Source organism: Variovorax palleresanus (genome assembly GCF_051144945.1).
In the GTDB taxonomy this organism is placed as follows: Bacteria; Pseudomonadota; Gammaproteobacteria; order Burkholderiales; family Burkholderiaceae_C; genus Variovorax; species Variovorax paradoxus_S.
Genome location: NZ_JBJNVP010000002.1, coordinates 5,010,314 through 5,031,076 on the forward strand (window position 1 = coordinate 5,010,314; position 20,763 = coordinate 5,031,076).

Annotated in this window: 19 protein-coding genes; 13 read left to right on the forward strand and 6 right to left on the reverse strand. The window is 66.0% G+C overall.

The window, feature by feature from the left end; all coding sequences use genetic code 11:
- Positions 1 to 30 precede the first annotated feature (30 nt).
- From ACJ7Z0_RS27515 to ACJ7Z0_RS27535, 5 genes are all read left to right on the forward strand, one after another.
- Positions 31 to 897: a GNAT family N-acetyltransferase gene (locus ACJ7Z0_RS27515; protein WP_431130935.1), complete on the forward strand. Its 867-nt coding sequence runs from the start codon at positions 31 to 33 to the stop codon at positions 895 to 897.
- Between the two features lie 176 nt (positions 898 to 1,073).
- Positions 1,074 to 3,212, forward strand: coding sequence for a polyphosphate kinase 1 (gene ppk1, locus ACJ7Z0_RS27520; RefSeq protein ID WP_434792395.1), 2,139 nt, complete (start codon positions 1,074 to 1,076; stop codon positions 3,210 to 3,212).
- Positions 3,213 to 3,231: 19 nt separating this feature from the next.
- Complete coding sequence (locus ACJ7Z0_RS27525; RefSeq protein WP_093019016.1) at positions 3,232 to 3,693, forward strand: SixA phosphatase family protein; 462 nt, start codon at positions 3,232 to 3,234, stop codon at positions 3,691 to 3,693.
- A 224-nt stretch (positions 3,694 to 3,917) separates the two neighbouring features.
- Complete coding sequence (locus ACJ7Z0_RS27530) at positions 3,918 to 4,766, forward strand: hypothetical protein (protein ID WP_434792396.1); 849 nt, start codon at positions 3,918 to 3,920, stop codon at positions 4,764 to 4,766.
- Between the two features lie 153 nt (positions 4,767 to 4,919).
- Positions 4,920 to 5,726, forward strand: coding sequence for a putative periplasmic lipoprotein (locus ACJ7Z0_RS27535; RefSeq protein WP_434792397.1), 807 nt, complete (start codon positions 4,920 to 4,922; stop codon positions 5,724 to 5,726).
- Positions 5,727 to 5,737: 11 nt separating this feature from the next.
- On the opposite strand, the gene ACJ7Z0_RS27540 is transcribed toward ACJ7Z0_RS27535, so the two are convergent.
- Positions 5,738 to 7,258, reverse strand: coding sequence for a Ppx/GppA phosphatase family protein (locus tag ACJ7Z0_RS27540; RefSeq protein WP_431130943.1), 1,521 nt, complete (start codon positions 7,256 to 7,258; stop codon positions 5,738 to 5,740).
- Positions 7,259 to 7,509: 251 nt separating this feature from the next.
- Between ACJ7Z0_RS27540 and pstS the strand changes: the two genes are divergently transcribed.
- From pstS to phoR, 7 genes are read left to right on the forward strand one after another with little or no spacing between them, the layout of a single operon-like run.
- Positions 7,510 to 8,547, forward strand: coding sequence for a phosphate ABC transporter substrate-binding protein PstS (pstS, locus tag ACJ7Z0_RS27545; RefSeq protein WP_434792398.1), 1,038 nt, complete (start codon positions 7,510 to 7,512; stop codon positions 8,545 to 8,547).
- Between the two features lie 34 nt (positions 8,548 to 8,581).
- Complete coding sequence (gene pstC / locus ACJ7Z0_RS27550; protein WP_431130947.1) at positions 8,582 to 9,661, forward strand: phosphate ABC transporter permease subunit PstC; 1,080 nt, start codon at positions 8,582 to 8,584, stop codon at positions 9,659 to 9,661.
- Positions 9,658 to 10,542, forward strand: coding sequence for a phosphate ABC transporter permease PstA (gene pstA, locus ACJ7Z0_RS27555; protein WP_434792399.1), 885 nt, complete (start codon positions 9,658 to 9,660; stop codon positions 10,540 to 10,542). Before pstC ends, pstA begins: the two co-directional genes overlap by 4 nt.
- A gap of 16 nt (positions 10,543 to 10,558) precedes the next feature.
- Positions 10,559 to 11,338, forward strand: coding sequence for a phosphate ABC transporter ATP-binding protein PstB (pstB, locus tag ACJ7Z0_RS27560; protein ID WP_021007056.1), 780 nt, complete (start codon positions 10,559 to 10,561; stop codon positions 11,336 to 11,338).
- A gap of 16 nt (positions 11,339 to 11,354) precedes the next feature.
- Positions 11,355 to 12,056 carry a phosphate signaling complex protein PhoU gene (gene phoU, locus ACJ7Z0_RS27565; protein ID WP_431130951.1) on the forward strand — a complete coding sequence of 234 codons (702 nt, stop codon included), beginning with the start codon at positions 11,355 to 11,357 and terminating at the stop codon, positions 12,054 to 12,056.
- 27 nt (positions 12,057 to 12,083) lie between these two features.
- A complete protein-coding gene (phoB, locus tag ACJ7Z0_RS27570) occupies positions 12,084 to 12,776 on the forward strand; it encodes a phosphate regulon transcriptional regulator PhoB (RefSeq protein ID WP_431130953.1) in 693 nt (230 codons plus the stop codon).
- 44 nt (positions 12,777 to 12,820) lie between these two features.
- The gene (gene phoR / locus ACJ7Z0_RS27575; RefSeq protein ID WP_434792400.1) at positions 12,821 to 14,158 is read left to right on the forward strand and encodes a phosphate regulon sensor histidine kinase PhoR; all 1,338 of its coding nucleotides are present in this window, start codon (positions 12,821 to 12,823) and stop codon (positions 14,156 to 14,158) included.
- On the opposite strand, the gene ACJ7Z0_RS27580 is transcribed toward phoR, so the two are convergent.
- The 3 genes from ACJ7Z0_RS27580 to ACJ7Z0_RS27590 all read right to left on the reverse strand — a co-directional run bounded on the left by ACJ7Z0_RS27580 (position 14,147) and on the right by ACJ7Z0_RS27590 (position 17,597).
- Complete coding sequence (locus ACJ7Z0_RS27580) at positions 14,147 to 15,490, reverse strand: MATE family efflux transporter (RefSeq protein WP_434792401.1); 1,344 nt, start codon at positions 15,488 to 15,490, stop codon at positions 14,147 to 14,149. The two genes, phoR and ACJ7Z0_RS27580, sit on opposite strands and share 12 nt — an antisense overlap.
- Positions 15,491 to 15,493: 3 nt before the next feature.
- Complete coding sequence (locus ACJ7Z0_RS27585) at positions 15,494 to 17,245, reverse strand: hypothetical protein (RefSeq protein ID WP_434792402.1); 1,752 nt, start codon at positions 17,243 to 17,245, stop codon at positions 15,494 to 15,496.
- 82 nt (positions 17,246 to 17,327) lie between these two features.
- Positions 17,328 to 17,597 (reverse strand): type B 50S ribosomal protein L31, encoded by a 270-nt coding sequence (locus ACJ7Z0_RS27590; RefSeq protein WP_007836661.1) that lies wholly within the window; start codon positions 17,595 to 17,597, stop codon positions 17,328 to 17,330.
- A 157-nt stretch (positions 17,598 to 17,754) separates the two neighbouring features.
- On the opposite strand from ACJ7Z0_RS27590, the gene ACJ7Z0_RS27595 reads away from it, so the two are divergent.
- Positions 17,755 to 18,813: an oxidoreductase gene (locus ACJ7Z0_RS27595; protein WP_434792403.1), complete on the forward strand. Its 1,059-nt coding sequence runs from the start codon at positions 17,755 to 17,757 to the stop codon at positions 18,811 to 18,813.
- A 57-nt stretch (positions 18,814 to 18,870) separates the two neighbouring features.
- Here ACJ7Z0_RS27595 and rho read toward each other — a convergent pair whose 3' ends face one another.
- Together rho and trxA are read right to left on the reverse strand one after the other, a co-directional pair.
- Complete coding sequence (rho, locus tag ACJ7Z0_RS27600; RefSeq protein ID WP_012747432.1) at positions 18,871 to 20,136, reverse strand: transcription termination factor Rho; 1,266 nt, start codon at positions 20,134 to 20,136, stop codon at positions 18,871 to 18,873.
- A gap of 182 nt (positions 20,137 to 20,318) precedes the next feature.
- The gene (gene trxA / locus ACJ7Z0_RS27605; RefSeq protein ID WP_012747433.1) at positions 20,319 to 20,651 is read right to left on the reverse strand and encodes a thioredoxin TrxA; all 333 of its coding nucleotides are present in this window, start codon (positions 20,649 to 20,651) and stop codon (positions 20,319 to 20,321) included.
- Positions 20,652 to 20,763 lie beyond the last annotated feature (112 nt).

A 20,763-nucleotide genomic window follows, 5' to 3' on the forward strand; every position in this document is an offset into this window, starting at 1 on the left:
CTGAGACTCCATCGGCAGAAAGGGTTCCCCATGAAAGAACTGCCCAACCCGACATTTCCGCTGTCGCAGATCGGACTGCGCGCCGCCCTGTGGCCGGCCCCCGCAGCTGCGCGCCCAACGCTGCCCGAGGCGCCAGCTGCCGTGCTGGTGCCGCCGGTCGTCGATGCCAGGCAAGGCATCACCGTGAGCTGGGCGCGCCACCTGGACGAGGTGCGCGCCGCGCAGCGCCTGCGCTACCAGGTGTTCGTCGGCGAAATGGGGGCGCGCGTGAGCACGCCGCTGGCGGGCCACGACATCGACCTGTTCGACGACTTCTGCGAACACCTGCTGGTGCGCGAAGAACTGACGCAGCAAGTGATCGGTACCTACCGCGTGCTCACGCCGGCCCAGGCCCGGCGCGTGGGCAGCACCTACAGCGACACCGAGTTCGACCTGACCCGCCTGCGAGACCTGCGCGAGCGCATGGTCGAGCTGGGCCGCAGCTGCGTGCATCCGGACCATCGCCAGGGCGGCGTGATCCTCGCGCTGTGGGGTGCCCTGGCCGGGTTCATGCATCGCAACAAGCTCGACACCATGATCGGCTGCGCGAGCATCCCCATGTCGCACAACGGCGTGACCAGCGGCGATGCGGCGGCCAGCATCTGGCGCCAGCTGTCGGCCAGCCACATGGCGCCGATCCAGTACCAGGTGCAGCCGCGCCTGCCGCTGCCGGTCGAAAGGCTCGACGGCGCGCTCGACGTCGAGCCGCCCGCGCTCATCAAGGGTTACCTGCGCCTGGGCGCCAAGGTGCTGGGTGCGCCGGCCTGGGACCCGGACTTCAACACCGCGGACCTGCCGATGCTGATGCGCATCGACGACCTGCCGTCGCGCTACCGCAAGCACTTTCTGGGCGCATGAAACCGGCGGTTGCCCGGCCCGCTGCCAGGCCATCCGCCTCGTCGCCCAGCGCGGGGGAGCCGGGCGCGGAGGAGTCGGCGTCACAGGATCGTCACGGAAACGTCACAAACGAGGGCGACACTGTCATATTTCAGCCTACGTGTGCTCCCGTGCCCCTTGCTCCAGAATCAGTGCCCATGCAATCTGCTCCCGCTGACCGGACGCTCACGGTCGCGGCATCGGCGCTTCCGCTGCTCGACCGCGATCACAGCATCCTGTCTTTCAATGAGCGCGTGCTCGACTGGGCCCATCGGCCCGAGGTCCCGCTGATCGAGCGGCTTCGGTACCTGTGCATCGTTTCTTCCAATCTCGACGAGTTCTTCGAAGTGCGTGCGGCGCCGCACCTGATTGCCAGCAGCGCCGGAGACCAGAAGGGCAGCTACACGATCGAGTCGTTCGAGCGCCTGGCCGAGGCGGCCCACACGCTGGTGGCGCGCCAGTACGCGCTCTACAACGACGAGCTGATGCCGACCTTTGCAAAGCACGGCATCCACATCATTTCGCACGGCGAACGGAATGCGGCCCAGCGCAAATGGGTCAGCGAATATTTCGAGCGCGAAGTGCGCCCGCTGCTGATTCCCGTTGGCCTGGATCCGGCGCACCCGTTTCCGCAGGTGGCCAACAAGTCGCTCAATTTCATTGTGCGACTCGGTGGTAAGGACGCCTTCGGGCGCGAAAACCCGATCCAGATCGTCAAGGTGCCGCGTGTGCTGCCGCGCGTGATCCGCATGCCGGCCAAGGTGTCCGACGGCAAGACGCTGTTCGTGGCGCTTTCGAGCGTGGTGCGCGCGCACCTCTCGAGCATGTTCCCGGGCCGCGAAGTGGGCGACTTCTCTCAGTTCCGCGTCACCCGGCACTCCGACCTTGCAGTGGACGAGGAAGACGTCAAGAACCTGCGCACGGCCCTGCGCCAGGGGCTGCAGCATCGGCACTACGGACAGGCCGTTCGGCTCGAGGTGTCTGCCAGCTGCGCCGAATCGCTCGCGAGTTTTCTGCTGGCGCAGTTCAACCTGCCCGCAGAAGCGCTTTACCGCGTGCATGGCCCGGTCAACCTGGCCCGGCTGACCCAACTGATCGATCTGCTGGAGGAGCCGCAGTTGCTCTTTCCGCCGTACTCCGCCTCGTATCCCGTCACGCTGTCTCCTGTGCAGTCGTTCTTCGAGCGGCTGCAGCGCGGCGACGTGCTGATCCACCAGCCCTTCGAGAGCTTCGACGGCGTGCTCGCTTTCTTGCGCGAAGCGGTGCTAGACCCGCAGGTGCTGGCCATCAAGCAGACCATCTACCGCACGGGCACCGACTCGGAGCTGATGGACCTGCTGCGCGAAGCCGTGCGCCGCGGCAAGGAAGTGACGGTGGTGGTGGAGCTCAAGGCGCGCTTCGACGAAGAGGCCAACATCAACTGGGCTGAAATGCTCGAGTCGATCGGCGCGCAAGTGGTGTATGGCGTGGTCGGCCTGAAGACGCACGCCAAGATGCTGCTGGTGACGCGCCGCGAAGGCAAGCAGATGCGCCGCTACGGCCATCTCTCCACCGGCAACTACAACCCGCGCACCGCCAGGCTCTACACGGACATCAGCCACCTGACGGCCGACCCGCTGCTGACGGCCGACATGGAAGCGGTGTTCGTGCACCTTGCCAGCCAGAGCCGGCTGCCCAAGCTCAACCGCATGTGGCTGGCGCCGTTCGATCTGCACAAGAACCTCGTCTCGCAGATCGATGCGCTGGGCCTGGCCGCTTCCACCGGCGAGCCCACGCGCATCGTGGCCAAGATGAATGCGCTGACCGACGAGCAACTGGTCGCCGCGCTCATGCGTGCGGGCCAGAGCGGCGTGAAGATCGACCTCATCGTGCGCGGCGCCTGCACCTTGCCGGCGCAGGTGCCGGGGTTGACCGACAACATCCGCGTGCGTTCGGTGATCGGACGTTTTCTCGAGCACTCGCGGGTCTTCTATTTTCGGAGCGGGGAGGAAGAGTCGCTCTACCTCTCGAGCGCCGACTGGATGAACCGCAACATGATGCGGCGCATCGAACTGGCCTGGCCGGTGACCGACCCCGGCCTGCGCCAGCGGCTGATCGACGAATGCCTGGTGGCCTACCTGCACGACGGCCGCGATGCCTGGGACCTGGGAGGCGACGGGATCTACACGCGCGTCGACCACGACACCCACCGCGGCGAGGCGGGAGAGTCGCCCATCGTCGAAGCGCACGGCGCACAAGCCGCACTGATGAACCGATATGCATCGCGAGGCCATCACCCCGATGCATCCAGCAACTGACGATCGAAAGACGACGAGCATGGACTTGATCTTCTGGCGCCATGCCGAAGCCGAGGACTGGACCGAGGGCTGCGACGACCTGCAGCGTTCCCTGACCGCGCGTGGCGAAAAGCAGGCCAAGCGCATGGCCAGCTGGCTCGACCGGCAACTGCCCGACGGCACACGCATCATCTGCAGCCCCGCGCGGCGCTGCGAGCAGACCGTGCTCGCGCTCGGCCGCAAATACAAGCTGCGCTCCGAACTCGCGCCAGACACCACGCCAGAGGCCATGCTGGGCGCGGCCGGCTGGCCGAATGGCAAGTCGGTGGTGCTGATGGTCGGTCACCAGCCATCGGTGGGGCAGGCCATTTCGCTGCTTCTTGGCTTGAAGCAGGACAGCTGCCCGGTTCGCAAGGGTTCCCTCTGGTGGATCCGAACCCGCGAACGCGACGGCGACGTGCAGACCGTGGTAGTCACGGTGCAGTCGCCCGAGCTTCTCTAGCTGCTGGAGCCGCCTTCAGGGCGGTTTTCCATACCGGCGCTCCAAGACAGGCGCTTTGTCATGGCGGGGGGCAGAGGTGGCGGGGCGCTTGTCTCCCGGGAAAAGGTGCGCACCGCTCATGTGCGCATGCGGTGCAATTTCTACAGTGACTCCACGGCAAAAACGCCCTGACCCGATGACGGGAAAGAAGCGGTGCCGGTCGGCCACCTCACTGGGGAACACGCATGAAACTGCTCCACCCGCTATCAAGAAGCTTCATGAGCATGCTGCGCGAAGACGCCAGCATGTCATTGAAAACGCTGACTCCTCTGCTTGTTGCCGCAGCCCTCCTGTCGGGGTGCGCGACGAACACCGCCCAGCCTGCGCTGCAGGCCCGCCACGAAGCCACCCGGGCGATCGAGAAGGTCGAGCTCATCTACAACGTGGAGGACCAGCTGATCGTCACGGACGGCGGCGGGTCCGGGCTGACGGGCTTCGCGGGGCTCCTGGGGCCCATTGGCGCGATATTGGCCCTCACCATCGATACCAACAGCCGAATGACGATGGCCGACCGGACCGACCGGCGCAGCAAGGAGTTCACGGCCGCCGTAAGGAACAGCGGAGCGGCCATGGCACTCAACAGGAAGTTCGCTGAACGGCTGGCGGCGCGCCTGCGGGAAAGCGGCCGCGAGGTGAAGGTGACGCCTTTCATGCGCGCGACCGGACAGCTCGCCGAGATGCAGGTGCCCGAACTCCGGCCCACTCCGGGCTACAGCACGTTGATCCTGCGGATCACCACGGCGTATGGGGCCTCCGATGCGACATCGAGCTTCAAGCCGTTCGTTCTGGTGGAGCAGTTGCTCCGGAACGAGCAGCAGTCCGTCGTTCACCAGACATCCAGCTTCGCCGACGTGACCGAGCCGACCTATTTTCTGTATGAGGGCCTGCTCAAGGACACCGCAGGTGCCCATGAAGGGCTGAAGCAGGGTCTCGACCGGGTCGTGCAGCCGGCCTATGCAGGCATGTTCGGGGATGACGAGCCGCGCACGGCCCGCTCGGCCAACACCCAGACCGCTGCCCTCGGTGCGAATTGACGCGCCCCGCGCCCGCTGAATGCCACCCGTCTCAGCTGCGCCGCAGTGCGGTGCCAGTGGCATACTTGCCGGCGAGTGATGCATTTGGTCACAAATTTCATATATAACTTACAAACCCACAGCGATTGCGCAGCAGGCGCCTTCCAAGTACCCATGAAAACGTTTCTTCCTCTGTTCGTTGCCGCGGCCCTCCTGGCGGGGTGTGCGACGAATGCACCGCAGGCCGCACGCCCCGATACCACCCGGTCGCTTGCCAAGATCGAACTCTTCTACAACGAGGAAGACCAGTTCACTGTCGTGGATGGCGGCGGTTCCGCCATAGTGGGCTTCGCCGGGCTTCTGGGGCCGGTCGGCACGCTGGTGGCGCTCGGTTTCGAAGTCGGCAGCCGGGCGACCCTGGCTGGCCGGACGGAGCGGCGCAGCAAGGAGTTCATGGCGGCAGTCAAGAGCGACGGCACGGCGGCCACGTCTCCCACCCTCAGCCGGCAGTTCGCGGAACAATTCGCAGCGCGCCTGCGGGAGAGCGGCCGCGAGGTGAAGCTGACGCCCGCCTTCCGCGTCAACGGGCCACTCGCCGAGATGCAGGCACTGGGACATCGGCCCACGCCCGGCTACAGCACGTTGACGATGCGGATCACCGCGGCGTACGGCGCACCCGATGCCACGTCGAGTTTCAAGCCGTTCGTCGCGGTCGAGCAATTGCTGAGAAACGAGCAGCAGGCCGTCGTGTACCACTCGACCCACACCGCCGACCTGGAGGAGCCTGCCTACTTCATGTATGACGGCCTGCTCCAGGACGTCAAAGGGGCCCGGGAAGGGCTGAGGCAGGGCTTCGCCCAGGCTGTGCGGCCCGCCTATTCCGTCATGTTCGGCGAAGACGAGCCGCACCTGGCCGGCGCTGCCGAGCCCACGCGGACGGCCGGCCTCGACGCAGCCTCGGCGCAACGTGAAGTGAAGTGAAGTGAAGCGCCTCAGCAGCCGCTGAGTTCCACGCGCCAGCTGCTGGTCTTCTGCCAGGCCAGCACCTCTTCCCGCAGCAGGTGCGCGGACTGCGGATAGGCGTCGGCCCAGTCGGGCGCGCAAGCGATCGTGAAAGCCCTGGCACCCAGCGCCGCGAGATGCAGCGCCTGCGGGTCGGGATCGCGGCGCGCGTGGCACAGGATCACCGCAAGGCGCAGCGACAGCAGCTGCATCACGAAGGTCTCGTCTTCCAGCGCGACGTCGAGCTTGCGCAGCTTTCCGCGCTGCCCCAGCACCAGCTGGCCGAGCGCATGCAACTCGTTGACGGCAAAGCCGGGCGCGTCGGTGTTGTCGAGGATGTAGGCGCCGTGCTTGTGATAGTCGCTGTGGGAAACCAGCGTGCCGATCTCGTGCAGCTGGGCCGCCCAGCCGAGCTTGCGCAGCGCGCGGCCGGCGCGGCTTCCGGCGCTGCCGCCACGCGCGGCAGGTGCGAGCTGCACGAACAATCCCGCGGCCGTTTCGCCCACCCGCCTGGCCTGGGCCGTATCGACCGAGAACCGGGTGGCCAGCCGCGCCACGGTGGCGGTGCGCATGTCGGCCACGCTTTCGTCGCGCTCCAGCAATTCGTAGAGCACGCCGTGGCGCAGCGCGCCCTGGGCCACCTTCATTTCGTCGATGTCGAGCAGTTCGAACACCGCGCGCAGCACGCTCACGCCGCCGCCGATCACCGGCTTGCGGTCTTCGCGCATGCCGTCGATGCGCAGCTTGTCGGTGCTGCCGGCCTTGAGCAGGCGGTCGACCAGCCAGTTGAGGCCGTCGCGCGTGATCAGGCCCGGCTCGCCGCCGGCCGCTGCCAGCACGTCGCCCACCGCGCCGATGGTGCCGGATGCGCCATAGGCCACGTCCCACTGGTCGCGGGTGTAGCTTGAGAGGGCGTCGTCGAGCACCGCCTTGGCGGCCACCTCGGCGGCCCGGAATGCGGCCGGGGTGAAGAGGCCTTCCGCGAAGTGCTTCATCGACCAGGCGACGCTGCCGACGCGGTAGGACTCCATCAGCTCGGCGTCCAGCGCGCGGCCGATGATCATTTCGGTGGAGCGACCGCCGATGTCCACCACCAGCCGGCGTTCCCGGTCGGAGGCGTCGGTGTGCGGCAGCATGTGCGCCACGCCCTGGTAGATGAGGCGGGCTTCTTCCCGGCCTGGAATCACGTCGATGCCAAAGCCCAGGATGGTGCGCGCGCGCAACAGGAATTCTTCGCGGTTGCGGGCCTCGCGCAAGGTCTGGGTGGCCACGGCGCGCACCTGCGAGCGCTTGAAGCCGGCCAGCCGCTCGCCAAAACGGGCAAGCGCGTCCCAGCCGCGCTGCATGGCTTCCGGCGTGAGGTTTCGGGCGCTGTCCAGGCCGTTGCCCTGGCGCACCGTCTCCTTGAGGTATTCGGTGCGGTGGATCTGGCCGTGGTCGACCTGTCCGATCTCGAGCCTGAAGCTGTTGGAGCCGAGATCGACTGCGGCGAGGCGGGTGCCGTTTTGCATGTAGTTGTAGTGAAGAGGGCGGTGTCTCTGATCGTAGCGCCGTGACAGGCGCGCCACTCCCGGATCGTCGGCGGCGAGGGTCCAGAGGCTAGGCGCGGGAAATGACGATTGTGTGACAGCGTCACACAAGCCGCAGGGGAAACGGCGCCATTTTCCCTCTATGGCGGGGTGTCACACCGATGTCACACAAGCTTCCTAGAGTCCGTTCCAAGCCCGAAAAGGGACTACTTCTTACTTCTAATGGAAGCTCTATGAAAACGACGCTCAAATTTGCAGCCGCCGGCCTCGTGGCCTCGGTCTTCGCCCATGTTCCCGCATACGCACAAGACGTGACCGGCGCCGGCGCCAGCTTTCCGGCGCCGCTGTATGCCAAGTGGGCCTCCGATTTCAACAAGGCCACCGGCGTCAAGATCAACTACCAGTCGGTCGGTTCGGGCGCGGGCTTGAAGCAGATCGAAGCCAAGACGGTCGATTTCGGCGCTTCCGATGCACCACTGAAGGACGACGAACTCCAGGCCAAGGGCCTGATGCAGTTCCCCACCGTCATCGGCGGCGTGATCCCCGTGGTCAACATCGCCGGCATCAAGCCGGGTGAACTGAAGCTCAACGGCCAGGTGCTGGGCGATATCTACCTGGGCAAGATCACCAAGTGGAACGACCCCGCCATCAAGGCGCTGAACGGCTCGCTGGCCCTGCCTGACGCCGCCATCGCGCCGGTTCGCCGCGCCGACGGCTCGGGCACCAGCTTCCTGTTCACCAACTACCTGAGCAAGGTCAACGCCGAGTGGAAGACCAAGGTCGGCGAAGGCACGGCCGTGAACTGGCCCACCGGTGCGGGCGGCAAGGGCAATGAAGGCGTCGCCGCTTTCGTGAACCGCCTGCCCAATTCGATCGGCTATGTCGAATACGCCTACGTCAAGCAGAACAAGATGACCTATGCCCAGCTGCAGAACGCAGCCGGCAACTTCGTCTCGCCCGACGACAGCGCCTTCAAGGCCGCCGCCGCCGCCGCCGACTGGAACAAGAGCTTCTACCAGGTGCTGACCAACCAGGCCGACAAGGGCGCATGGCCCATCACCGGCGCAACCTTCATCCTGATGCACAAGGTGCAGGACAAGCCCGCCAACGCGACCACCGTGCTCAAGTTCTTCGACTGGGCCTACAAGGGTGGCGACAAGACGGCCGACGATCTCGACTACGTGCCGATGCCCGATGCCGTGAAGGCCACCATCGCCAAGGCATGGGGTGAAGTGAAGGACGCGTCGGGCAAGCCGGTCGCTTTCAAGTAAGCCCATCAACTTTCAAGTCAAGAACGGCGCATCCATGAGCAGCTCTTCGCTCCAGGATGCGCCGCATTCGTCATTGCCGGAGCGACCCGTGTCATCCACTTTTCCTGCTTCCGCATCCTCGCTCGACCTCGCGGCCGAACGCGGCCGCGCCACCGCCCCGCCGCCCGCCAAGGCGCCGCGCTCGGGCCCCATGGCCGATCGCCTGTTCGGCTGGGCCGCCAAGGGCGCCGCGCTGCTCACGCTCGCAATGCTGATCGGCATCCTGCTGTCATTGATCGCCGGCGCCTGGCCCGCCATCTCGAAGTACGGCCTCGGCTTTCTCACCAGCAGCGTGTGGGACCCGGTGCAGAACGAGTACGGCGGCCTGGTCATGATCTACGGCACGCTGGCCACGTCGATCATCGCGCTGGTGATCGCGGTGCCGGTGAGCTTCGGCATTGCGCTGTTCCTCACCGAGCTGTCGCCCAACTGGCTCAAGCGCCCGCTGGGCACGGCCATCGAATTGCTCGCCGCCGTGCCTTCGATCGTGTACGGCATGTGGGGCCTCCTGGTGTTCGGCCCGATCCTGTCGACCTGGGTGCAGCAGCCGCTGCAGAAGCTGCTTGCCGGCGTGCCGTACCTCGGCGCGCTGGTGTCGGGTCCGCCCGTGGGCATCGGCATTCTTTCGGCCGGCATCATCCTCGCGATCATGATCATCCCGTTCATCGCCTCGGTGATGCGCGACGTGTTCGAAGTGACGCCGCCGCTGCTCAAGGAGTCGGCTTATGGTCTGGGCTCCACGACCTGGGAAGTGGTCTCGAAAGTGGTGCTGCCCTACACCAAGGCCGGCGTGATCGGCGGCATCATGCTCGGCCTCGGCCGGGCGCTGGGTGAAACGATGGCGGTCACTTTCGTGATCGGCAACATGAACCAGCTCAATTCGCTTTCCGTGTTCGAGGCTGCCAACAGCATCACCTCGGCACTTGCCAACGAGTTTGCCGAAGCCGGCGCGGGCCTGCACCAGGCTGCGCTGATGTATCTCGGCCTGGTGCTGTTCTTCATCACCTTCGTCGTGCTGACGCTCTCGAAGGTGCTGCTGGCCCAGATGAAGAAGAGCGAAGGGACGAAGTCGTGAGCACTGCTGAAAGCCTCTTGAGCGCGAAGGCGCTCGCCGAAACCCGCCAGGCCAAGTTTGCCGCGCGCAACCGCGTCAACAAGATCGCGCTCACGCTGTCGCTCGCGGCGATGGTGTTCGGCGTGTTCTGGCTGATCTGGATCCTGTGGGAGACACTGCGCCTCGGCCTCGGCGGCCTGGCGCTTGCCACGTTCACCGAGATGACGCCGCCACCGAACGAGGCGGGCGGCATCGCCAACGCGATCTTCGGCTCGTTCGTGATGGTGGGGCTTGCCACCTTCGTGGGCACGCCAATCGGCATCATGGCCGGCATCTACCTGGCCGAATACAACACCAAGGGCTGGCTCGCCTCGGTCACGCGCTTCGTCAACGACATTCTGTTGTCGGCACCGTCGATCGTGATCGGCCTGTTCGTCTACGCCGTGGTGGTGGCCTATTTCAAGACCTTCTCGGGTCTTGCGGGCGCACTGTCGCTGGCGCTGATCGTGATTCCGGTGGTAATTCGCACCACCGAGAACATGCTGCAGCTGGTGCCGCCGGGCCTGCGCGAAGCGGCCTACGCCCTCGGCGCGCCGAAGTGGAAAGTGATCCTGAGCATTACGCTGCGCGCTGCACGTGCCGGTGTGGTCACAGGCGTGCTGCTTGCCGTGGCGCGCATCGCCGGCGAAACCGCGCCGCTGCTCTTCACCGCGTTGAACAACCAGTTCTGGACCGCCGACGTGAGCCAGCCGATGGCCAGCCTGCCGGTGACGATCTTCAAGTTCGCGATGAGCCCGTACGAGAACTGGCAACAGCTGGCCTGGGCCGGTGTGTTCCTGATCACCGTGGCCGTGCTCGCCCTCAACATCCTGGCGCGGGTCCTCACGCGCAACAAACACTGATTCAAGAAAAGCAACCATGCCAAATACCGTCGCACAACCGTCGCGCTCGAAGATCTCGGTCAAGGACCTGAACTTCTATTACGGCAAGTTCCACGCGCTCAAGGGCATCAACCTCGAGATTCCCGAAAACAAGGTCACGGCCTTCATCGGCCCGTCGGGCTGCGGCAAGTCGACCCTGCTGCGCACCTTCAACCGCATGTTCGAGCTCTACCCCGAGCAGCGCGCCGAGGGCACCATTGCGCTGGACGGCGAGAACCTGCTCACCTCCAAGCAGGACGTGGCGCTGATCCGCGCCAAGGTCGGCATGGTGTTCCAGAAGCCCACGCCGTTCCCGATGTCGATCTACGACAACATCGCCTTCGGCGTGAAGCTGTTCGAGAATCTGAGCGCGAGCGAAATGGACGACCGCGTGGAGTGGGCGCTCAAGAAGGCTGCTCTCTGGACCGAAGTGCGCGACAAGCTGCAGCAAAGCGGCTCAGGCCTTTCCGGCGGCCAGCAGCAGCGCCTGTGCATTGCCCGCGGCATTGCCATCAAGCCCGAAGTGCTGCTGCTCGACGAACCTTGCTCCGCACTCGACCCGATCTCGACCGCGAAAATCGAAGAGTTGATCGCCGAGCTCAAAAACGAGTACACCGTGGTCATCGTGACGCACAACATGCAGCAGGCCGCACGCTGCAGCGACTACACCGCCTACATGTACCTGGGCGACCTGATCGAGTTCGGCGCGACGGAACAGATGTTCTTCAAGCCGCAGCGCAAGGAGACCGAGGACTACATCACCGGCCGTTTCGGCTGATGCCAAGGAGGCACACATGACTGAAAAACATCTCTCCAGCCAGTTCGACAGCGAACTCAACGGGGTTTCGTCGCGCGTGATGGAGCTCGGCGGCATGGTCGAGGCGCAGATCCACCAGGCGGTGTATGCGCTGCTGCAGTTCGACCCCGACGCGGCCGACCGCGTGATGGAAACCGAGCAGCGCGTCAACGCGATGGAGATCGAGATCGACCGCGAGCTGTCGTCGATCATTGCGCGGCGCCAGCCGACCGCGCGCGACCTGCGCCTCCTGATCGCCATCTCCAAGACCACCGCCAACCTGGAGCGCGTGGGCGACGAGGCCAACAAGATCGCGCGCATGGTCAAGTCGATCATCGAGAGCGGCTCGGCCCGCGCATTGCCCTCGAACGAACTGCGCATTGCCGCCGACCTGGCTTCGGGCCTGCTGCGTACGGCGCTCGACGCGTTCGCGCGCCTGGACACGGCCGCCGCGCTGTCGATCCTGAAGGACGACGACCTGATCGACAAGGAGTTCGACGGCTTCGTGCGCAAGCTGGTCACCTACATGATGGAAGACCCGCGCACGATCTCGGCCAGCCTCGACCTGCTGTTCCTGGCCAAGGCCATCGAGCGCATCGGCGACCACGCCAAGAACATCGCCGAATTCATCATCTACATCGTCAAGGGTGCCGATGTGCGGCACACTTCGATGCAGGAAATCGAGTCCGCGCTGCAGTAACCCGCGCGGCAAGACTCACAGGAAAGCATGAAGAAACCCCGAGTCCTGATCGTCGAAGACGAGTCGTCGATCGCCGAGCTGATCGCCGTCAACCTGCGCCATAACGGCTTCGAGCCGATCTGGTCGGAAGATGGCGCCGCAGCGCAGCGCGAGATCGACGCCTTCCTGCCGGACCTGATCCTGCTCGACTGGATGCTGCCGGGCCAAAGCGGCCTGCAGCTCGCGCGCCAGTGGCGCAAGGACGCGCGCACCAAGGCCGTTCCCATCCTGATGCTGACCGCGCGCGGTGACGAGCCCGACAAGGTGGCCGGCCTCGACGCGGGCGCCGACGACTACATCACCAAGCCGTTCTCCACGCAGGAAATGCTCGCGCGCATCCGCGCGGTGCTGCGCCGGCGCGCGCCCGAGGTGGTCACCGAACGCGTGGAAATCGGCGAGCTCGCGCTCGACACCGCCACGCACCGTGTCACCTGGCAGGGCAACGCGCTCAAGGTGGGGCCGACCGAATTCAAGCTGCTCGCCTACCTGATGCAACACGCCGAGCGCGTGCACAGCCGTGCGCAATTGCTCGACAAGGTCTGGGGCGACCATGTCTACATCGAGGAGCGCACGGTCGACGTGCACGTCAAGCGCCTGCGCGAATCGCTGGGTGCCGCGTCGCCCATGGTCGAGACGGTGCGCGGAGCCGGCTATCGCCTGACCGCCCAAGTCACGGTTTGACCAGCGCCGTGTCCATCGGCCGCGGGCGCGGATAATCGCCCGCCATGCCTTTTCGTATTGCTACTTTTCTCATAGCGTCCCTTGCAATGGGAGCGGGCGCTGTAGCCATTTTTGGCTGGAGATTCGGATGGCTGGGCGCCTGGTTGGGCGCGGTGCTCTGGCTCGTGCTCGATGCGTGGCGGGCCGAGCGCCTGCTGCAGGTGCTGCGCAACAACGCCGCCGGCCTGCCGACGCGTGGAGCCGGCGTGTGGGGCGAACTCTCGGAGCGCATCCGCAAGCTGCTGCGCGAGCGCGAGCAACAGACGCGGCAGGCCGAAGACCGGCTGCAGGAGTTCCTGGCGGCCATCCAGGCGTCTCCCAACGGCGTGATCCTGCTGGACGAGCAGGGCCGCATCGAATGGTGCAACCAGACGGCGGCAAGCCAGTTCGGCATCGACGCCGAGCGGGATCTTCTGCAGCATCTTGCGAACCTCGTGCGCGACCCGGCTTTCGTGGCCTATCTGGCGTCGTGGAACTACAGCCGCGACGTCGTCATCGACGCCTCCGGCCTGCGCCAGGCGCAGCAGCGCAGCCACCCGGTGCGTCTGTCGGTGCAGGTGCATCCGTATGCGGGCAACCGCCGCATGCTGCTGACGCGCGACATCACGGCGCTGGAACAGGCGGAGGCCATGCGGCGCGACTTCGTCGCCAACGTTTCGCACGAAATTCGCACGCCGCTCACCGTGCTGGCGGGTTTTGTCGAAACTCTGCAGAACCTGCCCCTCGACGCGGAGGAGCGCGCCCGTTATCTCTCGCTGATGGGCCAGCAGTCGCACCGCATGGAAACGCTGGTGAACGACCTGCTGACGCTCTCGCGCCTCGAGGGCAGTGCGGGGCCGACGGGCAACCAGTGGATCCGCATCCGCGCATTGCTCGCGCAGTGCGAGGACGAGGCCCGCGGGTTGTCGGGCCGACTGGCGCCGCAGGGCCATCGCCTTTCTTTCAGCGTCGAGGCCGAGTCCGAAATCTCGGGCGCGCCGACCGAACTGCAAAGCGCCATGTCGAACCTGCTGAGCAATGCCATCCGCTACACGCCAGGCGGCGGCGAGGTGGTGGTGAGCTGGCGGCTGCTGCCCGACGGGCGCGGTGAATTCGCGGTGCGCGATACCGGCCCCGGCATTGCCGCCGAGCACATTCCACGGCTGACCGAGCGCTTCTATCGCATCGATCGCAGCCGCTCGCGCGAGACCGGCGGCACGGGGCTGGGCCTGGCGATCGTGAAGCACATCGCGCAGCGGCATGGCGCCGAGCTGCGCATCCAGAGTACGGTGAGCAAGGGCTCGCGCTTTGCGCTGGTGTTCCCGGCAACCCGGGTGCGTGAAGCGCGGGTGCTAGCGAAGTGAACGCCGCATCGTCCACCGCAGCAGCGCGCCGAACAACAGGGCCGTGACGGCGAGCGCGCCCGCGCTCATGAGCCAGAACGCCAAGGGCGACTGCATTGCGGGCCAGGGCCCGAGGCCCCGGTAGGCCAGCAGGTAGCTCCCGCCGAGCCCGAAGCCCCAGAGCAGGGTGCAATAGATGACCAGCGGCACGAGCGTGACGCGGTAGCAGCGCAGCACGAACACGCACAGCGTCTGCAGCGCATCGGCGAAGTGGTAGACCGCGACCACCAGCAGCAGCGCCGCGGCCAGCGCTATCACGGTCGGGTTGTCCGAATACACATGGGCCAGCTTGAAGCGCAGCGCCACCATCGCGCCGGCAAAAAACAGTGCGCAGAGGGCGGTGAGCTCGAAGCCCAGGCGGCAAGCGCGGCGGGCCCTTGCCGCTTGCCCGGCACCGAGCCAGAAGCTCACGCGCGCGCTGGTGGCAATGCCGAGCGAGAGCGGCACCATGTAGGCCACCGCCAGCAGGTTCGAGGCAATCTGGTGCGCGGCCGCCGCCGCCGTGCCCAGGCGAGCGATGAACAGCGCCATCAGCGTGAACGAGGTCACCTCCACCAGCACCGCCAGCCCGCCCGGAATGCCCAGGTTTGCGAACTGCCGGATCTGCCGCCAATCAGGAGCCTCGATGCGCTCCCAGAGCCGGTAGTCCTTGTAGAAGGAACTGCCGCGCAGGAGCCAGACCGCGCAGGCCAGCATGGCCCAGTTCACGCACAGCGTGGCCCAGGCGCAGCCCACCAGTCCCATGGCCGGCAGGCCGGCGCCACCGAAGGTGAACCAGATCGACAGCGGCAGTTTCACGAACAGCGAACCCAGCTGCAGCCAGGTCACGACCTGCGGTTTGCCGAGGCTCTGGTTCAGTGTGCTGAACAAGCGGAAGAGCAGGGCGGGCGGGAGCGCGAAGGCGAGCACCGCCAGGTATGCCTCCACGCCGGCGCGCATCTCAGGAGGCACCTGGGTCCACCGCAGCACGGCACCGGGGAACAGCAGCACGACCATGCCGATGGCGATGGTGATGGCGCTCAGGTAGAGCGACTGCCGCACGGAGCGGCCCAATTCGCTTCGGCGGTCGGCGCCGTGCAGTTCGGCCCACACCGGCAGCAGCGCCTGCAGCACGCCCATCAGCGAGACGAACACGCTGATGAAGATGGCCGCGCCCACCGACAGCGCGGCCAGCGCGCTCTCGGCATAGCGCCCGGCCACGATGGTGTCGGTCACGCCGAACGCCATCACGGCCAGTTGGCCGACCAGCACCGTGCCGGCGTGCCGTGCGATCAGGCCTCGTTCGCCAATCACTTGCTACGGCACGATCTTCTGGTAGAGCAGCAGGTCGTCGGTTGCGCTGCTCGGCCGGCGGAGCGTGCCGCTGAAACGCCACCGATCCAGCGGAATGATGGTGTGCAGCCGCTCGATGGTTTCCGGGCTGACCAGCAGCCAGGGGCAGTTGGTGCCAAGCAGCAGCGGCTGCAGGTTGAAACGGCCGTGATGCTGCAGGGCCGCAATGTGCGCCCGGCTGAGCGCCAGTTCGGCGATGCAGCTCGGCTGGCCGACCCGTTCGGCCACCGCGCGCACCTGCGGAACATAGCTGCGCGCGTAGTCGATGGAGGGCAGCCAGAGGGTCATCAGCAGCATCCAGCACAGGGCCGTGCCGCCGGCCGGAAGCACCAGCGTTTTCCAGAGTGCCGCGCGGTGGCGCCCGGTGCGCCAGCGCACCAGCCAGCACCAGGCGAGGCTTGCGGCCAGCGCCAGGACGAACGCAATGGCCGAGAACTCCGGCACGAAGCCGGGCACCAGCCGCGCCACGCTGGCCGCCGGCTTGGGCGGAACGCCGGTCTGCATGGCGACCCAGTAGATCCAGCCCAGCACGGCCAATCCGCTGAAGAACAGCACGTTGAACCAGTCGATCAGCGCCGCCACGCTGCGCCGGAACGTGGGCAGCGCGAAGGCCGCCAGCGTGGCGAGGGCGGGCAGCGCCAGCAGCAGCGAACGGTCGGAATAGTCGGTGGTCCAGGTGGCGGCCAGCGGCACCAGCGCGAACCAGAACGGCAGCGCCACGTGGCGCGCAGTGAGCTGCCGGCGCCAGCGCCAGAGCGTCCAGATGGCAAGGGGCCAGACGGGCCAGGTGAACCACACCAGCAGCTTGGCCTGGCTGCGCACGTCGCCCAGCACGGAGGTGCTGTTCGGATGATGGCCCGGCAGCTGGATCTTCCACTGCAGCAGCCCCAGCCCTGCGGCCAGCGCCGCGGCCACCAGCGCCGCCGCAATCATCGTGGCCAGCGCGCCTTTGCTGTAGCCCGGGCTCTCATCGGCCGTGGTGTGGGTGTCGGCGTTGGCGTTGGCCCGGGCGGTGCGCCGTTCGTAGGCCATGAAGAGCGCGCTGCCCACTGCCAGCGCCAGCCCGACCGTGGGGCCGCCGCTCAGCGTCATGCCGACGGTGCCGACCAAGAGCGCGATGACCGGCCCGACCCGGCGGTACGGCAGCGCAGCCACGCCGTAGAAGAGATGCGAGGCGAAATACAGTTGCGCCAGGGCCGGCGTGGTTTCATGGCCGAGTTGCGCGAGTCCGAGGCAGGCGATCAGCGCCAGCAGCCCGCCGTCGGCGATGGCGCGCGCATAGTCGGTCGGCCGGGCCTCGCCACCGAAGGCGAAGGCCACCGGCTGGGCCCGCGAGGTGCGGGCGAGGTAATAGACGGCGTACCAGGTGGCGGTGAACGTGCCCCAGAGCAGCAGCGCAAAGACGATGCGCACTGCCAGGTCGGGGTGCAGCCACGAGGGCGCGATCTTGATCGCCCAGGCACCGATCCAGTATGGAATGAGCGCCGGGGTTTCGGGCCTGAGGCCCAGGAGCATGGGGTCGAACCAGCGAGCGATGCCTTCGGTGTTGCGCGCCAGCTCGGCCATGTAGCCGAAGGAGGTGATGTCCGCGCTCTTCCAGGGGCCGCGCCCCACGAGGCCCGGCAGAAGGTAGGCGGCGCACAACAACAGCAATGCGATGCGCGGCAACCGGCGCACGGCGCTCTGGGCAACGATTGCTGGAGTGGGCTGGTTCACGAGGAAGTTCGGGCGGGCAGTCTTGGGAAAGAAAAAGGGCAGCGCGGTAAACCGGGCTGCCCTCGATGCGAAAGCGCGTGCTTTACTTGGAAGCAGCGCCGGTGGTCTTGCCGAAGCGGTTGCGGAACTTCTCGACGCGACCGCCCATGTTGTCGACAGACTTTTGCGTGCCGGTGTAGAACGGGTGCGATTCGCTCGTGGTGTCGAGCTTGAACAGCGGCAGTTCGCGGCCGTCGTCGGTCTTGCCCATTTCCTTGGTGTTCGCGCACGAACGGGTCACGAACTTGAAGCCGTTCGACATGTCGACGAACAGAATTTCGCGGTAATTCGGGTGGATGCCTTCTTTTGCCATGGTATTTCCTTTGGGGTCGATGCGAGAGCCACAAGCGTGCCTACAGAGGGCAAGCCATTCCGGGGAGGGAATCGCCGGGCAAAACGCCCAGCCGCACTTTTCGCGGAGCCAGCGATTATCGCATACTGGCCGTTTTGAGCGAAAGGCGGCCTCTCAGATGACCTCCAGAACGTTGCGTGCCGGCCTCGTCGGCTACGGCTTTGCCGGCCAGACTTTCCACGCGCCGGTGCTTTCGGCCGTTCCAGGGCTCGAATTGGCGGCGGTGGCAAGCTCGCAGCCGCACAAGGTCCACGCCGAATGGCCCGGCGTGGCGGTGGTGCCCGACGTGGCAGCGCTCGTCGCCCGGGAAGACATCGACCTGGTGGTGGTGGCCACGCCCAATGCCCAGCATTGCCCCGTTGCCAAGGTGGCCCTGGAAGCCGGCAAGCACGTGGTGGTGGACAAGCCTTTCACGCTCGATGCCGCCGAAGCTCGCGAACTCGAGTTGTTGGCCGAGCGCAACAATCGCGTGCTCTCGGTTTACCAGAACCGCCGTTTCGACGCCGACTACCTCACCCTCCAGGACGTGCTGGCGGGCGGCGAACTGGGCCGGCCGGTGTACCTGGAGTCGCATTTCGACCGCTTCCGCCCCGAGGTGCGCGACCGCTGGCGTGAGCAGAAAGTGCCCGGGTCCGGTCTTTGGGTCGACCTGGGGGCCCATCTGGTCGACCAGGCGGTCCAGTTGTTCGGCAAGCCGGACACGCTGCAGCTCGACACCGCGGTCCTGCGAGAGGGCGCGCAGGTCGAGGACTATTTTCATGCCGTGCTGCGCTACGAAAGCGGTCCCCATGCGCCGCTGCGCGTGGTGCTGCACGCCACCACGCTAGCCGCCCATGCCGCGCCGCGCTACATCCTGCACGGCACACGCGGCAGTTACGTCAAGCATGGGGTCGATCCGCAGGAAGACGCGCTGCGCGCCGGTGGTCGCCCGGGCGGCGACGACTGGGGCATGGACCCGTTGCCGGGTGAGCTGAAGACGGTGGCGGTCGAGAACTGGGTACGCGAGAGCACGGTGCCCAACCGCCGCGGCAACTACGTCGATTACTACGCCGCGGTGCGCGACGCGATCCTGGGCATCGGACTCAACCCAGTGCCGCCGTCGGAGGCGGTGGCGCTCATGGAACTGCTCGACCTGGGCGCTCGCAGCGCACGCGAGGGCCAGGCCTTGGTGCCATGAAAAAAGCGCGTCGCCCCAATGGGACGACGCGCTTTCGGGCGACGATCGCGAGGGGGCTCAGCCGCCTCGGCGCATCATGTCGAAGAACTCGACATTGGTCTTCGTCGCCTTCATGTTCTTGAGCATCAGCTCCATCGACTCGATCTCGTCCATGTTGTACATGAGCTGGCGCAGGATGCGGGTCTTTTGCAGGATCTCGGGGGCGAGCAGCAGCTCTTCGCGGCGGGTGCCACTGCGGTTGAGCTGGATCGACGGGAACACGCGCTTTTCGTACAGGCGGCGGTCCAGGTGGATTTCGGAGTTGCCGGTGCCCTTGAACTCTTCGAAGATCACTTCGTCCATGCGGCTGCCGGTGTCGATCAGCGCGGTGCCGATGATGGTCAGTGAGCCGCCTTCTTCCACGTTGCGCGCCGCGCCCAGGAAGCGCTTGGGGCGCTGCAGCGCGTTGGAGTCGACACCGCCGGTCAGCACCTTGCCCGACGAGGGCACGACGTTGTTGTAGGCGCGGGCGAGGCGGGTGATCGAGTCCAGCAGGATCACCACGTCCTTCTTGAGCTCGACCAGGCGCTTGGCGCGCTCGATCACCATTTCGGCCACGTGCACGTGGCGCGCCGCCGGTTCGTCGAAGGTCGAGGCAATGACCTCGCCCTTCACGGTGCGCTGCATTTCGGTCACTTCTTCAGGCCGCTCGTCCACCAGCAGCACCATCATGTGCACTTCGGGGTAGTTGGCGCTGATGGCGTGGGCGATGTGCTGCATCATCACCGTCTTGCCGCTCTTGGGCGGCGCCACCAGCAGGGCGCGCTGGCCCTTGCCGATGGGGGCGATGATGTCGATGATCCGGCCCGTGATGTTCTCGTCGCTCTTGATGCCGTCGCGTTCCAGCTTCATCTGTTCCTTGGGGAACAGCGGCGTCAGGTTCTCGAACATCACCTTGTGCTTGTTCTGCTCGGGCGGACCGTCGTTGACCTTGTCGAGCTTGGTCAGCGCGAAGTAGCGCTCGCCGTCCTTGGGCGTGCGCACTTCGCCTTCGATCATGTCGCCGGTGTGCAGGTTGAAGCGGCGCACCTGGCTCGGCGAGATGTAGATGTCGTCGGTGCTGGCCGTGAAGCTGGTGTCGGGGCTGCGCAGAAAGCCGAAGCCGTCGGGCAGGATTTCGAGCACGCCGTCGGCAAAGACCTGCTCGCCGGCCTTGGCGCGCTTCTTGATGATCGCGAACATCAGCTCCTGCTTGCGCATGCGGCCGACGTTTTCGATCTCAAGCGCTTCAGCCTGCTTGAGGACTTCAGACACGTGGAGTGCCTTGAGTTCGTTTAAGTGCATGGAATGACCCCTTGCGGGGCAATCGATCGGAAAAACGGGGGGAGGTTTGATGTGAAGCGAGAGCTGCCTCACAAACCGGGGAACTCGAACCGGCTACCTCGAAGGGACCGGTGATCTGTGGGAGATTATGACAGCAAAAAACCGTCCGGCCAACGCATTGCGCGCTGGCCGGTTGAAATGTCTCAGGCGAGCTGCTGGTCGATGAAGGCCGTGAGTTGCGCCTTGCTCATGGCGCCGACCTTGGTGGCGGCCAGCTGGCCGTCCTTGAACAGCATGAGCGTGGGAATGCCGCGGATGCCGAATTTGGCCGGGATGTCGCGGTTCTCGTCGACATTGAGCTTGGCGATCTGCAGCTTGCCTTCGTAGGCGGTCGACACTTCATCGAGGATGGGCGCAATCATCTTGCAGGGACCGCACCATTCGGCCCAGTAGTCGACCAGCACGGGCTGGCTGGACTTGAGCACGTCGGCTTCGAAGGAAGAATCGGAGATGTGTTTGATCAGGTCGCTGGCCATGAGATGTGTCCTTGTGCGCGGAGAGTTTCGGTGCAGCTAAAGTGCTGGTCATTGTGACAGAAACCAAGGGGTGGGGTGCCATGCGGGAACGCTATGACACCGATAGCAAAAG